We start from the raw sequence: 15,177 nt of genomic DNA, 5'->3' as shown, positions 1-15,177 counted from the left end.
CAATGCAAGCGCCGCAAACAGCGCCACTCTTGGAAAACTTCCTTTAACGACAAGAGGTTACAGGGCTGGATTCGATGAAATCGTGAGATTACGGAAAAGAAAAGAAGTAAAATCAAATACCTGCAAAAAAGTCTGAAGACTGCAAGTGAGGTTTAAGATTTTTTGGCTATAAAGAACGCCTGCTGAGAATGACAGACGTCACACGAAGGGAAAAAAACGAGCTCGCCGATAAGCCGGGTTCTGTCTTGGACAGTCATTCATCTAGGGCCTGCGTCACCACAGGCCTCAAGCAACCTACCCGAATCCAGCGCGGGCCACGCCATTGGATTCCTATTTGGTCTTGCTCCAGGTGGGGTTTACCATCGCCGTGGACTGTTGCCAGCCACGCGGTGCGCTCTTACCGCACCATTTCACCCTTACCGGCGCCCGAAGGCGCTTAGGCGGTATACTTTCTGTTGCACTTTCCGTCGGCTCGCGCCGCCCAGGCGTTACCTGGCACCTTGCCCTGTGGAGCCCGGACTTTCCTCCCCCGGAAAACCGGCGGCGACTGTCTGGCGAGCTCGGGCGAGACAATACTCCTGCACCTATGGCCTTGCAAGAGAAACTGCCCCTGAATTCAACCATCCTTTAATGCCAAGGCCCTTTGATAAAGCTCGTTTTTCGATAGCCCGGTCAGCTCTGAAGCCATTTTGGCGACCTTTTTGACCGGCAGCTCCGCAAGCAAAACACGAAGCATACGGTCTACATCCATGGTAGCGGCCTCTTCACTACCGGCCTGAGCCGCTGCGCCGCGAACCATCACTACGAACTCACCGCGGTTTCCATGAGGGTCCCGCTCCAACTCAGCCAGAACGTCGGCCACCGAGCCAGAGTAGAAGGTTTCGAAGGTCTTGGTTATTTCGCGACCCAGCACCATCTCACGATCCGGTCCCAGCACCTTGGCAATATCGCGCACCGATTCCAGAATCCGATGGGGCGACTCATAAAAGACCAGGGTCGCCACTTCACTGCTCAGCAGGTCGAGACTGGCCCTGCGGCCAGAGCGCTTTGCAGGCAAAAATCCCACGTAAAGGAATCGATCCGTCGGCAGACCGGCGACACTCAATGCCGCCACCAGAGCACAGGGCCCGGGGATCGGGCTGACTCGATGGCCTGCAGCCCGGGCCTCGCGCACCAACACATAACCGGGATCTGAAATCAGCGGCGTACCCGCATCGGAGATCAGAGCCACATCACGTCCGGCCTGCAGCTCAGTCAGGATCCCGGCGGCGCGATCCTTTTCATTATGATCGTGCAACGCGACCATGCGCTTCTGGATACCCAAATGGCTCAACAACCGCCCGCTGTGGCGCGTATCCTCTGCTGCCACCACATCCACACTGGCCAGTGTCCGGGCCGCCCGCGGAGACAGATCGTCGAGATTGCCGATGGGTGTGGCAACAACATAGAGCGTTCCTTTCAATTTACCCTTGCGGCTGTCTGACGATGTGAAATCGCTAACTTCATCTTTCAAAGCTTCTGCCTCTCTCATGGGGAGCTCGGGACCGTGACAGTTACGTCATGTGAATTAACCCCGGAGCTGTTAAACTTGCCACCGTTAATCTGGCGCTACAAGCCCAATCATCCGGAGTATGTCGAGCCTGCCATGATAAAGATCCGCATTCATCAACGAGCCCTGGCCAGCGTATTTATTGCCGCCCTTTTGTCGGCTGGTTGCGCCACCGTGAACCTCGAAACCCACGTTGCACAAACTGCCGACCAGGCCCTGGAACTGGCGAGCAACGAGGACAACACCGAAACCGCACAGGCCTATCTGCTTCGGATCGCCAGCAGGTTCCAGGATCAGGGCAATCACGAAGCGGCCAGAACGCTACTGCAAAGTCGGCAGCTCGCGCAACCCGCCTCCGGGCTTGGCAATCAAAAACTGCTGCTGGCCATGGCGAGCGCCACCGCCCTTGGGGATGAGTCCTGGGCAAAAGCAATCGCCGGCGAACTCGCTCCTTCTACCTTTATCGACTACCCGGCTGACCTGATCACCCGGGCGGCCAACCTTCAGACCGACACATACAGCCTCGCCGGCGAGCCCATACCTGCGGCAATGACCCTAATTCTGCTGGCGCAAACCGATAACACGGCGGATGCGCAGCAGATTCACAACCGGATCTGGTCCCTGCTGGAACAGGTCTCTGAGAGCGACCTGAGCTCGGCTTCTGCCGAGGCCATCGGCTATGAAGCCCAGGGCTGGCTGGAACTGGCCAGCCTTGTCAAAACACCGGACGCCGGCATTGACGAGCAGGGACGAATCATCCGCAACTGGCAAAACAATTGGCCGGGTCATCCGGCCGCCCAGGTTCTGCCTGCGGAATTGCGACTGATCGCGACACTGGCCGAAAGTCGCCCCGAAAAAATCGCACTTGCCCTTCCCCTCGAGGGGCCGCTGGCAACGGCAGGCAAGGCAATCCGGGACGGCTTTCTGGCGGCCTACTACCTTGATGACTCTGCCGACCGGGGCGAAACAGACATTCGCATTTTCAACACCGCCGGCACAGCGTTCGCCGATCTTTACAAGCAGCTGTCCGAACAGGATATCGACCTGATTGTCGGCCCCCTCGAAAAGGAAGCGCTTGCGGGGCTTGGCTCAATGAATACGCTGCCGGTGCCTGCGCTCGGGCTAAACTATCTGCCAGCCGATACCCGGCCAGCTGACGGGCTGTATCAATTCGGGCTTTCCGCCGAAGATGAGGCCCGACAGATTGCCGACCGACTTGCCGCAGAACAACTGCGCCAGGTTCTGGTTCTTATCCCCGGTGGCGAATGGGGCGATCGGGTTGAGGCCGCGTTATTGAAGCGAATGGCCTCCAACGAAGGGGTTGCACTGGATATCGAGCGCTTCTACCGGGAGGACAATCTTCGGGCGGTAACGGCCGACCTTCTGGGCATCACCGTTTCCCGGGACAGGGCCATTCAGGTTGAGCGGACCATCGGCATGGATGTCGAGTTCGAGCCGAGGCGCCGGCAGGACGCCGACGCCATCGTCATGGTGGCAGAGCCTACCGTTGCGCGGCAGTTCAAGCCTCTGTTCGCCTTTTATTTCGGTGGTGACCTGCCCGTTTATTCGCCATCCATCATCTACGAGGGCACACCCGCACCCTCCCGGGACCGTGACCTGAACGGGGTTATTTTCACCGACATTCCCTGGGTGCTGGGAGACGACAACGAACTTCGAACCCGTGCTACAGAGAACCTTTCCGGTACCCGTGGCCAACCCGGGCGCCTGTTCGCCATGGGCGCCGATGCGTGGCACCTGAGCAAACGCCTGCCCCTGTTGAGACAGGTTGAAAGCGCCTCGATCTCCGGGCAGACCGGAATCCTGACCATGACAGCCGAAGGCAGCATTCACCGGGAACAGCTCTGGGCGCAGTTCCGCAATGGGGTTCCTGAGCTCATCCCCGACCCGGTGACCGAAGAGAGCGAGCCAGAAGTCACGAACCAGGAAACGGCCCCCATTAGCGAGTAACACGACAGGAGCAGACCAGCTGCCATGGATGGCACCAAAACCACGGGCAACCATTTTGAAGGCGTCGCAGCCCGATACCTCGCCAGTCGAGGCGTCCGGATTCTAGAGCGCAATGTCTACAATCGCGGCGGCGAAATCGACATCGTCGGCCAGGATGGCGAGACACTCGTGTTCTTTGAGGTCCGTTATCGGGGGACGGGCAGTCTTGTTGACCCTGCAAGTTCGATCAATTACCCCAAACAGAAACGCCTGATCCGTGCCGTTTCCTTTTATTTGCACCGCCATGGGCTCTGGAACAGCGTCTCGCGGATTGATGTGGTTGCCATCAGCCCGGGTACCGTTAAAAAATACCGGGTACAATGGATCAGGAACGCAATTCTGGCAGGATAGTGATACTGAAAATGACCGATACCGAACACCAGATCAATCAGTGGTTCGCCAGCCATATGGAGCATACCGCACAGACCGCCAGCACCGTTGGCCCCGACATTGAAGAGGCTGCCAATGCCTTTGTGGGAACGCTGCTCCAGGATGGGAAAATCATTACCTGCGCCAACGGCAATGCCAATATTCTGGCCCAGTACTTCTGCACCGCCCTTCTTAACCGGTTCGACCAGGACCGCCCTGCACTACCGGCCATCAATCTTGGCGCCGATGCGACAACCTATTCCGCGATTTGCCGGGATAATCGCTTCAACGACACTTTTTCCCGCCAGGTCAGGGCCATTGGCAAACCCGGAGATCTTCTTTTCGTAATCGTGGACGATGGCCACAAGGCAAACCTGATCCAGGCGATCCAGGTCGCCCATGACCGGGAGATGAGCGTTGTGGTCCTTAGCGCCAGGGAGAAATCCGACATAACATCGCTCCTGCATCCGGAAGATCACGAAATTGCGCTGAATAACCTCAGCCCCACAGAGGCAACGCCGTTACTTCTCCTCATCATCAATGCCCTCTGCGGGCTGATCGACGCCAAGATTTTTGGCGGATAAAAAAAGCCAGCATAAGCTGGCTATTTCAAGACTACGGGGTGCGGTTTATTTCACCACTTTGAGGGTTGGCCTGCCCGAAGGGCGATCCTCCTGCCCGGATGCAGACTGCTCGCCCTCACGCTCACGGGAAGTGCCATCCGGATCCGGAGAGCCTGGCTCACTGCCGAACACCATGCCCTCACCGTTCTCCTTGGCGTAGATTGCCATAACCGCCTGCAGCGGAATGAAAACCTGCATGGGGACGCCACCGAAACGGGCACTGAACTCGAGTGCACCGTTACCGATAACCAGACCACGGACCGCTCCCGGACTGATATTCAGAACAATCTGCCCATTGGCGACATGCTCGGTCGGCACCTGTACACCCTGAATGCCTGCATCCACCACGATGTATGGAGTGCAGTCATTGTCCAGAATCCATTCATTGAATGCTCGTACCAGGTACGGGCGGCTGGACGTCATAGTGTTTTTACTCTCAGCCACTGCCACTCTCCTGCTCCGGCCAGCGGAACGTTACCAAATCAGCTGCGAATGTCTTCTTCCAGGTCGGACAGGCTTGCCTTGAACCCTTCCCGACTGAAGATGCTCTCCATGTACTTCTGCAGTGGCTTGGCCTGCTTTTCGTTCAGCTCGATACCGAGGGCCGGAAGGCGCCACAGGATCGGGGCAATACAGCAATCCACGATGGTGAACTCTTCAGACAGGAAGAACGGCATCTCCCCGAACAGCGGCGCCGTCGCCAACAGGCTTTCTTTCAGCTCTTTGCGCGCCGTTTCAGACGCTTTGGCGTTCGGCTGCGCCAGGATCTGGTCCACCAGGCCACACCAGTCCTTCTGAATCCGATGAATCATCAGGCGGCTATTGGCACGGGCAACCGGATACACCGGCAACAAGGGCGGGTGCGGGAACCGCTCGTCCAGGTACTCCATCATGATATTGGGCTCATAAAGAACCAGATCACGATCCACCAGTGTCGGCAGGGCGTTGTACGGGTTCAGGTCGGCCAGCTCAGCCGGCGGATTGTCCGGATCCACATCAACGATATCGACGGTAACACCCTTCTCTGCCAGAACAATGCGCACCCTGTGACTGTAATGGCTGGCCGGATCCGAGAAAAACGTCATTGATGACCGCTTGGTCACAACGCCCATAGAACTACCTCACGAGTAAACAAACCGAAATGATCCTGAAAAACGCAAAAATCCAGCGGGCCGGTTATGCCCGCTGGAACTCAGGGGACGGGATTATACCCTATTTCTCAGTGTACGTCCTTCCAGTACTCACGATTGAGCATGTAGGCGAACACGAAGAAGATGGCCACGAAGATCAGGACAAAGATCCCCAGACGCTCACGCTCAAGCTTGACCGGATCACCCATGTAAGACATGAAGTTGGTCAGATCGTACATGGCCTGGTCGAATTCCGGTCCAGACATGCTGCCTTCGATGGCGTACTCCGGGCATACGTCGGCGTTGTTGATGTTGCCACTCAAGGGCTCAACGCTGGCCGGAGTCCCGATGTTGGGCTCAACGGCACACAGCCCCTGCATCCCCACCAGAACGTGAGGCATACCCACGGCCGGGAACACCACGTTGTTCACGCCCAGCGGTCGGGACTCATCCTTGTAGAAGCCACGCAGGTAGGAATACACCCATGCTTCGCCCCGCAAACGCGTTTCCAGCGTGAGGTCCGGTGGCGGCGCACCAAACCAATCGGCAGCCATGTCCTTGCTCATGGAGTTCTTCATCAACTCGCCAATCTTGGCGCCAGTGAAGATCAGGTTTTCCTCGTACAGCTCATCGGGAATCTCCAGATCATCAGCCACGCGCTTGTATCGAGCGTACTCCATGGAATGGCAACCCATGCAGTAGTTGGTAAACAGAGCTGCACCACGCTGCAGAGAGGCTTTGTCAGAGTGATCTGACTCGAAGCTGTCCAGCGGCACGGTTGAACCCGCTGCCAGCCCGAGTGCCGGCAGGACCGCGATGAAAAGACCAAAAATCAGCTTTCTCATTATCCTGTCACCCTCTCTGGAACTGGCTTGGTTTTCTCCATACGCGTATAGAACGGCATAAGGATGAAGTAGAGGAAGTACAGCACCGTCAGAACCTGGGCAACCATGGTGCGGCCTTCAGTCGCCGGTACCAGGCCGAGATAGCCAAGCACCACGAAACTGACTGCGAAAATGGCCAGGGCAATGCGACTCAGCCAGCCCTTGTACCGCATTGAGCGTACGGGGCTCTTGTCGAGCCATGGCAGCACAAACAGAATGGCGATCGCTGCGCCCATCACGACAACACCCCAGAACTTGGCATCCAGACCGAACAGGTCAATCGTTACCGCACGCAACATTGCGTAGAAAGGCGTGAAGTACCAGACCGGCGCGATGTGATCGGGCGTCTTGAGCGGGTTAGCTGGCTCGAAGTTCGGCTTTTCAATGAACAGCCCGCCGCCTTCCGGGAAGAAGAACACGACGATGAAGAAGATAAAGAAGAATACACCGACGCCCAGAAGGTCATGCACAGTGTAATAAGGGTGGAACGGGATACCATCTTTCGGAATACCGTTTTCGTCCTTGTTCTTCTTGATATCGATACCGTCAGGGTTGTTTGAGCCCACTTCGTGCAGTGCCAGAATGTGAAGCACAACCAGGCCAAGGAGAACGATCGGCAGGGCTACCACATGCAACGCAAAGAAGCGGTTCAGGGTAATGCCGGAAATCAGGTAATCGCCACGGATCCACAGTGACAGATCTTCACCGATGACCGGAATAGCACCGAAGAGGTTTACGATAACCTGGGCACCCCAGTAGGACATCTGGCCCCAAGGCAGCAGATAACCCATGAACGCCTCAGCCATCAGGATCAGGTAGATCAACATACCGAAGATCCAGATGAGTTCACGCGGCTTCTGATAGGAGCCATACATCAGCCCCCGGAACATGTGGAGATAGACCACAACGAAGAATGCCGAAGCACCGGTAGAATGCAGATAACGGAGCAACCAGCCCCACTCGACATCACGCATGATGTACTCGACAGACGCAAACGCGCCTTCGCCGGACGGGTTGTAGCTCATGGTCAGCCAGATCCCGGTAACCAGCTGGTTCACGAGGACCAGCATGGCAAGGGAACCAAAGAAGTACCACACGTTGAAGTTCTTCGGCGCGTAATACTTTCCAAGATGCTTGTTCCAGGCATCTACGATTGGCAGACGCTCGTCTACCCAGTTAATCAGCTTTTGCATTACGCTGCCTCCGGATCAAGACCAATCGTGAGGGTCGAATCGTCGTCAAAACGATAAGGCGGCACCTCAAGGTTCAGGGGAGCAGGCTGCGCCTCATAGACCCTTCCGGCCATGTCATATCGGGAACCGTGACACGGGCAGAAAAGACCACCCAGCCACTCATCACCGAGATCCGCCGGAGCAACTTCCGGACGGTAGGACGGAACACAGCCAAGATGGGTACACAACCCTACAAGCACGGCAAACTCCGGCTTCAGGGAACGCAGGATGCCATCAATATACGGTGGCTGCTGAGGCGCTTCTGACTGGGGATCTTTCACCCGGTCGTTGAGCTTCTCGATATTCGCCTGCATCTCTTCGGTACGGCGAATGATCCAGACCGGCTTACCTCGCCACTCGACCGTAATCTGCTGACCCGGTTCAATCTTGCTGACATTGACGGTTACCGGTGCACCCGCTGCTTCCGCTTTGGCACTGGGATTCCAGGATGCCACGAAAGGAACGGCCGCACCGACGACGCCGACTCCACCCACCACAGACGTGGCACCGATCAGAAACCGGCGCCGGCCTTGGCTCACGTCGCCATTACTCATTATGGTTTTCTCCCATCAGGCGATGTCACAGCCCGCAAAACCGCCGGCGATGTGCATCTTAAAGGACTTCACAACCCAAAAATATAAGCGCCCAAATGGTAATGAAATTACCTTGGCCTTACAAGTCGGAAAGCCGGCGCTGGCGCCTCATCACTGTTCCAGATCAATTTGCTGACAAATCGTCCGAACATAAAAAAACCCGACCGAAAAGGGCCGGGTTTTCCAGGATCTGTTCCAGCGAAATTAACGCTTGGAGTACTGAGGACGCTTACGCGCCTTGCGCAGACCCACTTTCTTACGCTCGACTTCACGCGCATCACGGGTAACGTAACCCGCTTTACGCAGCGCCGGACGCAGAGTTTCGTCGTAATCCATCAGGGCGCGAGTCAGACCGTGGCGAATAGCGCCGGCCTGACCACTGATACCACCGCCCTTCACGGTGATTTGGATATCAAAACGATCGGTAGACTCGGCAACAACCAGCGGCTGACGAACGATCATTCGCAGGGTGTCGCGACCGAAGAAATCTTCGATTGAGCGACCATTGATAGAGATGTTACCGCTTCCCGGCTTGATAAAAACCCGAGCCGTGGATGTCTTGCGGCGACCAGTACCGTAATTTTGTGCTACAGACATATCCGCCTTCCGTTAAATGTCGAGTTCTTTGGGCTGCTGGGCTGCGTGAGGATGCTCAGCGCCGGCATAGATTTTCAGCTTCTTGAACATGGCGCGACCGAGCGGGCCTTTCGGAAGCATGCCTTTGACAGACTTCTGAATGATTTGCTCGGGAGCCTTGTCGACCAGCTTCTCGAAGTTGATGGACTTGATTCCACCCGGAAAGCCGGTATGACTGTAGTACATCTTGTCAGATGCCTTCTTGCCGGTAACCCGCACCTGGCTCGCGTTGATCACAACAATGTAATCGCCAGTGTCTACGTGAGGGGTGTACTCAGGCTTATGCTTGCCCCGCAGACGTAGGGCGATTTCGGTTGACAGACGACCCAGCGTCTTGCCGGCTGCGTCTACAACGTACCAGTCACGTTTTACTGTTTCTGGTTTCGCACTCAGAGTCTTCATTGATTCCGCCTTGAACGCTATATAAGAAACGTTAAAAACCACCACCGGTAAATGCAAGGCATCCGGAGGAGGTTCCATACCTGTGTTGCGCTGCCATCATTCGGGGCTGAGATAATGACATCGCCTTGAAAAGCCAGGGCGCGAAGTATACTCGAACCACCCGGGAAAGCCAACCCTGTGTCGGCTCGTTTCGTTATTCCCCTATATCCGCGCCGGACCAACCGTAAAGCCGGAACACATTATCCAGCAACACCGGCGCCAGCTGCTCTGACGTGTCACCACGAATTTCTGCAAGCACCTTCAGAATATCCGGCAAATACCGGGGAGAATTCTGCCCCTGCGGTACACCCTCCGGCGCCATGTCCGGCGCATCCGTTTCAAGCACCAGCGCTTCCAGTGGCAACCTTGCGATTGCATCACGGGTCTTTCGTGCCCGGGGGTGAGTGATCACGCCTCCCACGCCGATGAAGCACCCCAGATCGACCAGCTTTACGGCCTGCTGAAAACTGCCGCTGAAGCCGTGAATCAGGGCCCGTCCCGCCCACTGCCGACGGTTAAGCAGGCTGTGTACTTCGTCATGAGTCTTAACGGAATGAATCACCAGCGGCATGTCGAACTCGTCGGCTAGTGCCACCTGGCTGTTGAACCAGGGCCACTGCACTTCAAGGCTGCCCTTGAGGCGATCGAGCCCACACTCCCCTATGGCGACGCAGCGCTCGGGCCGAGCCGCAAGTCGCCTGCGAAGCTCCGTCAGATCCTCTTCGGAATGCTCATCAACAAACCAGGGATGAATCCCGAGACAGTAGAACAGGCCATTATGGGCAAGCGCTGTGTCACGGACCCTGTCCCAGTCTGGCCGCCGGACACCGGGTATGACCAGTCGACGGAGTCCGAGCGATCGGGCCCGCTCGAGCTCCGTTTCGCGCCGGCTATCGAACTGAGGGAAATCAAAATGGCAATGGGCGTCGATCAGTTGCACGGTCACCTCCGCCCGGAACGTTTAATGCTCCCGGGTCTTGTGGAACTGGATGTCCGGATACCTTTCCTGAGCCAGATTCAGGTTTACCATGGTCGGAGCAATGTAGGCGAGCCGGTCACTGCCATCAAGAGCCAGGTTGTCGTTGTTCTTGCGCTGGAACTCGTCCAACTTGCGCTCATCGCTGCAGGTCACCCAGCGAGCTGTGGCTACGTTGATCGGCTCATAAATCGCCTCTACCTTGTACTCACTTTTCAGGCGACTGACCACCACGTCAAACTGCAGAACACCCACGGCCCCGACAATCAGGTCGTTGTTACGCAGAGGCCTGAACACCTGAACAGCCCCTTCCTCTGACAACTGGATCAGGCCTTTCTGGAGCTGCTTGGCCTTGAGCGGGTCTTTCAGGCGAATCCGGCGGAACAGTTCCGGAGCGAAGTTCGGGATGCCGGTGAATTTCATATCCTCACCCGCGGTAAAGGTATCCCCCAACTGAATGGTCCCGTGGTTGTGCAAGCCAATAATATCGCCAGCAAAGGCCTGCTCGGCGTGCTCACGGTCCCCGGCCATAAAGGTTAGTGCGTCTGAAAAGCGGACCTCTTTGCCAATACGAACATGACGGGCCTTCATGCCCTGGTTGTAACTGCCAGAGACGATTCGGAGGAACGCAACGCGATCGCGGTGTTGCGGGTCCATATTTGCCTGGATCTTGAATACGAAGCCCGAAAAGGCGTCCTCTGCAGGCTGGACCAGTCTCTGGTCAGTTTCTCGGGGCTGTGGCGCCGGAGCCCACTCCACCAGGCCATCCAGCATGTGGTCGACACCGAAATTGCCCAGTGCGGTACCAAAGAACACCGGCGTCAACTCGCCAGCAAGAAAGGCTTCCTGATCGAATTCGTGGGAAGCGCCCTTCACAAGCTCAATCTCATCGCGCAGGTCGTCAGCATAGGCACCAATCGCCTCGTCCAGCTCCGGGTTATCGAGCCCCGAGATAACTCGCTTGTCTTGAATCATGTGCCCCTGACCGGACTGATAGAGGATGACTTCATCCCGCAGCAGGTGATACACACCCTTGAAGCTCTTGCCCATGCCAATAGGCCAGGTGATCGGCGCGCAGGCGATCTTCAAGACCTCTTCAACCTCATCCATCAGCTCCACCGGATCCCGGGTATCCCGGTCCAGCTTGTTCATGAACGTGAGAATGGGGGTATCCCGCAAGCGGGTTACTTCCATCAGCTTGATGGTTCGCTCCTCGACACCCTTGGCGCTGTCAATCACCATCAGGCAGGAGTCGACCGCTGTCAGGGTCCGGTAGGTATCCTCGGAGAAATCCTCGTGGCCCGGCGTATCCAGCAGGTTCACCAGCTTGCCACCATAAGGGAACTGCATTACGGAGGTGGTAACCGAGATACCCCGCTCTTTTTCCATTTCCATCCAGTCAGACTTGGCATGCTGACCGGATTTCTTTCCCTTGACGGTACCAGCCTTCTGAATGGCCTGGCCGAATAACAGCACCTTCTCGGTAATCGTAGTCTTACCGGCATCCGGGTGCGAAATAATGGCAAAGGTGCGGCGCTTGGCCACTTCCTGGGAAAGGTTAGACATAATCGAAAAGCAACCTGAATCTGATGTTCTGGAAAAGGCGGCCATTATAGGCCCTATGCCGCTGTGACGCTAACTCGCACTTGAGCACTCACTGGCCGAGAGCACGCATCATAACGCGTGCATCCTCCCGTCCATTGACAGCCGGATAATACCCGGGGCGCAGACCGATTTCGCGAAAACCCTCATCCTGGTACAACGCGATAGCGGCATGATTGCTGACCCTGACCTCGAGCAACAGCTGGGACATACCCTCATGAGCTGCGGTTGCCAGAACGTACCTCAGGAGATAGCGTCCCACGCCCTCCCCGCGGACTCTCGGGTGCACGCAGATATTCAGCAAATGCGCTTCATCAACGATGTAAGCCAGGACAGCGTAGCCAACAAGATCGCCGCCATGACAGGCGCCCCAGACCCGATAGTTGTCCTTGAAACAATCCAGAAACACGGATTCGCTCCAGGGATGGGAATACCCCTGGCGCTCTATATCAAGCACTGCCGGCACATCCTCAGGCGCCAGAGGACGCATGAGCAGATCGGCGTTGAGAACTTTTTGGTAGGCTTCCGGATAGGGCATTAACGGGCGACCATAGGCCGTATTTGTTGCCACAGGGATCGCTTGAGCGTCGGGTTACCGGCAATCTCCGCGAGGGTGTGCGGAAACCGAACTGCCGCATCACGGCCGAGAGCTGCTTCCACCCAGCCCTGCTCCGAATCTTCTCCGGCCTGCAGAACAACAACAGGCTTACGCTCCAGACCCGACAGAATGTGGCGAATCACCTCAACAAGGTCATGACCGGAGTTCCCGGGGACCAGCAGATTGTTGAAGATGGGCCAGACCACACGGCCCAGAACCCGGGGCTTATGCTCTCCCAAGCTCTTGAGAATATTCATCGCAAGGGTCTCCTGCAGACGACCGCTGGCATCCTCGGACATGCCTCCGATAAGAACCACATTGCTCCCCGCCCAGATCATGAGATTGGCACTCACGGTTGGGATTCGGGACGGTCGCACCGACACTTCCTCAGAAAACCCTGAATTCGGAGCTTCGGTTGGCACCTCTGGCAAAGAGGGCGTTGCGGGGGACTGCGGCGGCGCCTTTTCCGGAACGCCAGCGTTACCACCCATCAATGCCTGCAGATCGGCTATTCGGGCGACGCCTTCGGTGCGATCCGGAACAGTCGGCTTCTCCATGCCAGCGCGGCCCGAACCACTTGCCCGACGGGCTACCGGCTCGGGCTGCCCTGGAACTGTCTCAGGAGCTGCGCCCTCCTCTGGATACACAAAGTCTGGACTGGGCGCCGCACCCGGGAGCGGCTGCCGGGCATACCACATCCGTATCCCCGCCGCTCCCAGATAAAATTGACGCTCTGCTTCCGATCCAATCATTCACTTCGCCTGTCGGAACTCACCGAATTCAAACGCTCACACATCAGCAACCTGGGGATGCTGTCGAATTCCGCCCTTACTAATCAGGTTCAGAGCCTCTATGTAGGCTTTGGCGGACGCAATGATGATATCAGTATCCGCACCCACGCCGTTAACGATCCGACCACCGCGTTCCAGGCGCACAGTCACTTCGCCCTGGGCATCGGTGCCGCTGGTGATGTTGTTTACGGAATACAGCTGGAGATTGCAGCCTGAATCCACCAGAGATTCGATTGCCTTGAAGGTCGCATCGACCGGACCGCTACCTTCCGCCTCGACCTTATGTTCTTTGCCGTCCACTGTCAGGGTCAGATTGGCCTTGGGCACGACTCCGGTCTCAGAGCATACCTGCATGCAGACCAGCCCATACCGACCGTCTTCCTCTTTCTGGCGGGTATCACTAGCAATCGCCTGCAGATCCTCGTCGAAAATTTCGTGCTTGAGATCAGCGAGTGCCTTGAACCGTGTGAACGCTTCATTCAGTTCGGTTTCGGTCTCAAACTGGATCCCGAGTTCTAGCAAACGGGTACGGAACGCGTTGCGCCCCGAATGTTTACCCAACACCAAACTGTTGGTGTGCCAGCCCACATCCTGCGCACGCATGATCTCGTAGGTTTCCCTGTGCTTCAGCACCCCATCCTGGTGAATGCCCGATTCATGGGCGAAGGCATTGGCCCCCACTATGGCCTTATTGGGCTGAACAGGAAACCCGGTGATGGTGGAAACCAGCCGCGACGCGGGCACGATGTGCTGGGTATCAATACGAGTGTCGATGTTGAACAGGTCCTGCCGGGTACGGACCGCCATCACGATTTCCTCAAGGGCCGCATTACCGGCTCGCTCACCTAACCCATTGATGGTGCACTCAACCTGGCGAGCGCCCTGGGATACCGCCGCTAGTGAATTTGAGACAGCCAGACCCAGATCGTTATGGCAATGTACCGAAAAAATGGCTTTATCCGCGTTGGGGATCCGGTTCATGAGCTGACGGATGGTTTCACCGAACTGCTCTGGGATCGCGTAGCCCACGGTATCGGGAATGTTGATCGTGGTGGCGCCGGCATCAATGGCTGCCTCAATGATCCGGCACAGGAAGTCCAACTCGGAGCGCCCGGCGTCTTCGCATGAAAACTCAACGTCATCCACATGGCTTCTAGCACGTTTGACCGAGCGAACCGCCTGCTCAATCACTTCATCCGGCTGCATCTGCAACTTGTGCTTCATGTGAATAGGCGACGTGGCGATGAACGTATGAATACGACCGCGGTGTGCCGGCCGGATAGCTTCCGCTGCGCGGTCGATATCCTTATCAAGCGCCCTGGCAAGACTGCAGATTGTGGAATCCTTAATGGTTTCTGCTATCCCTTTAACCGCCTCGAAATCGCCCTGGCTCGCAATCGCGAATCCTGCCTCAATAACGTCGACCCGGAGCTTTTCCAGCGCTTTCGCAATGCGGAGCTTCTCCGCTTTATTCATGGTGGCACCGGGGCTTTGCTCACCATCGCGGAGCGTTGTATCAAAGATGACCAGATGATCAGTGGCAGGCATTGGGTGACTCCATTGTCAGAGTTTGTTCTTTGTGGAGGAAGTATATCACCGGGTTGTGGTGAGTGAGGGCGTGATTTTCAGGCAATAAAAAACCCCAGCACCGAAGATGCTGGGGTTTTTGGTATTAGGAGCCTGACGATGACCTACTCTCACATGGGCAACGCCACACTACCATCGGCGCTGGTCTGTTTCACTTCT

At 56.7% G+C, this 15,177-nt stretch carries 16 protein-coding genes and 1 other RNA gene; 3 read left to right on the top strand and 14 right to left on the bottom strand.

Annotation, left to right across the window (positions count from 1 at the left end; translation table 11 throughout):
* Positions 1-213: 213 nt before the first annotated feature.
* Positions 214-563: RNase P RNA component class A (rnpB, locus tag WA411_RS18450), an RNA gene on the bottom strand.
* A gap of 53 nt (positions 564-616) precedes the next feature.
* Positions 617-1,531: a 16S rRNA (cytidine(1402)-2'-O)-methyltransferase gene (rsmI, locus tag WA411_RS18445; protein ID WP_418766819.1), complete on the bottom strand. Its 915-nt coding sequence runs from the start codon at positions 1,529-1,531 to the stop codon at positions 617-619.
* 57 nt (positions 1,532-1,588) lie between these two features.
* On the opposite strand from rsmI, the gene WA411_RS18440 reads away from it, so the two are divergent.
* The 3 genes from WA411_RS18440 to WA411_RS18430 are packed head-to-tail and all read left to right on the top strand — an operon-like array spanning position 1,589 to position 4,509.
* A complete protein-coding gene (locus WA411_RS18440; protein WP_291910321.1) occupies positions 1,589-3,517 on the top strand; it encodes a penicillin-binding protein activator in 1,929 nt (642 codons plus the stop codon).
* A 24-nt stretch (positions 3,518-3,541) separates the two neighbouring features.
* Positions 3,542-3,907 carry a YraN family protein gene (locus WA411_RS18435; RefSeq protein ID WP_136630356.1) on the top strand — a complete coding sequence of 122 codons (366 nt, stop codon included), beginning with the start codon at positions 3,542-3,544 and terminating at the stop codon, positions 3,905-3,907.
* 11 nt (positions 3,908-3,918) lie between these two features.
* Entirely contained in the window at positions 3,919-4,509 is a 591-nt protein-coding gene (locus WA411_RS18430) for a D-sedoheptulose-7-phosphate isomerase (protein ID WP_069184005.1), read from the top strand.
* Between the two features lie 45 nt (positions 4,510-4,554).
* Here WA411_RS18430 and WA411_RS18425 read toward each other — a convergent pair whose 3' ends face one another.
* From WA411_RS18425 to WA411_RS18370, 12 genes are all read right to left on the bottom strand, one after another.
* Positions 4,555-4,971 (bottom strand): ClpXP protease specificity-enhancing factor, encoded by a 417-nt coding sequence (locus WA411_RS18425; protein ID WP_174805052.1) that lies wholly within the window; start codon positions 4,969-4,971, stop codon positions 4,555-4,557.
* A gap of 59 nt (positions 4,972-5,030) precedes the next feature.
* Positions 5,031-5,660, bottom strand: coding sequence for a glutathione S-transferase N-terminal domain-containing protein (locus WA411_RS18420; RefSeq protein ID WP_069184007.1), 630 nt, complete (start codon positions 5,658-5,660; stop codon positions 5,031-5,033).
* Between the two features lie 107 nt (positions 5,661-5,767).
* Positions 5,768-6,523: a cytochrome c1 gene (locus WA411_RS18415; protein ID WP_136630355.1), complete on the bottom strand. Its 756-nt coding sequence runs from the start codon at positions 6,521-6,523 to the stop codon at positions 5,768-5,770.
* Entirely contained in the window at positions 6,523-7,755 is a 1,233-nt protein-coding gene (locus WA411_RS18410) for a cytochrome b (protein WP_069184009.1), read from the bottom strand. Before WA411_RS18410 ends, WA411_RS18415 begins: the two co-directional genes overlap by 1 nt.
* The gene (gene petA, locus WA411_RS18405) at positions 7,755-8,348 is read right to left on the bottom strand and encodes a ubiquinol-cytochrome c reductase iron-sulfur subunit (RefSeq protein ID WP_069184010.1); all 594 of its coding nucleotides are present in this window, start codon (positions 8,346-8,348) and stop codon (positions 7,755-7,757) included. Before petA ends, WA411_RS18410 begins: the two co-directional genes overlap by 1 nt.
* A gap of 243 nt (positions 8,349-8,591) precedes the next feature.
* A complete protein-coding gene (gene rpsI / locus WA411_RS18400; RefSeq protein ID WP_069184011.1) occupies positions 8,592-8,984 on the bottom strand; it encodes a 30S ribosomal protein S9 in 393 nt (130 codons plus the stop codon).
* Between the two features lie 12 nt (positions 8,985-8,996).
* Positions 8,997-9,425 (bottom strand): 50S ribosomal protein L13, encoded by a 429-nt coding sequence (gene rplM / locus WA411_RS18395; RefSeq protein ID WP_008176556.1) that lies wholly within the window; start codon positions 9,423-9,425, stop codon positions 8,997-8,999.
* Positions 9,426-9,618: 193 nt separating this feature from the next.
* Positions 9,619-10,404 (bottom strand): TatD family hydrolase, encoded by a 786-nt coding sequence (locus WA411_RS18390; protein WP_291910311.1) that lies wholly within the window; start codon positions 10,402-10,404, stop codon positions 9,619-9,621.
* A 21-nt stretch (positions 10,405-10,425) separates the two neighbouring features.
* Entirely contained in the window at positions 10,426-12,006 is a 1,581-nt protein-coding gene (prfC, locus tag WA411_RS18385; RefSeq protein WP_291910309.1) for a peptide chain release factor 3, read from the bottom strand.
* Between the two features lie 88 nt (positions 12,007-12,094).
* Positions 12,095-12,580: a ribosomal protein S18-alanine N-acetyltransferase gene (rimI, locus tag WA411_RS18380; RefSeq protein ID WP_291910377.1), complete on the bottom strand. Its 486-nt coding sequence runs from the start codon at positions 12,578-12,580 to the stop codon at positions 12,095-12,097.
* The gene (locus tag WA411_RS18375; protein ID WP_069184015.1) at positions 12,580-13,392 is read right to left on the bottom strand and encodes a 2-isopropylmalate synthase; all 813 of its coding nucleotides are present in this window, start codon (positions 13,390-13,392) and stop codon (positions 12,580-12,582) included. Before WA411_RS18375 ends, rimI begins: the two co-directional genes overlap by 1 nt.
* Before the next feature lie 36 nt (positions 13,393-13,428).
* Positions 13,429-14,979, bottom strand: a complete 1,551-nt coding sequence (locus WA411_RS18370; RefSeq protein WP_153634616.1) for a 2-isopropylmalate synthase — start codon at positions 14,977-14,979, stop codon at positions 13,429-13,431.
* Between the last annotated feature and the right edge of the window lie 198 nt (positions 14,980-15,177).

The sequence above is a fragment of the Marinobacter sp. CH_CUG1437-1 genome (assembly GCF_037029655.1).
GTDB classification, from domain to species: domain Bacteria; phylum Pseudomonadota; class Gammaproteobacteria; order Pseudomonadales; family Oleiphilaceae; genus Marinobacter; species Marinobacter salsuginis.
The sequence above is the reverse complement of the archived record's forward strand: the minus strand, read 5'-3'. Positions and strand labels throughout refer to the sequence as shown.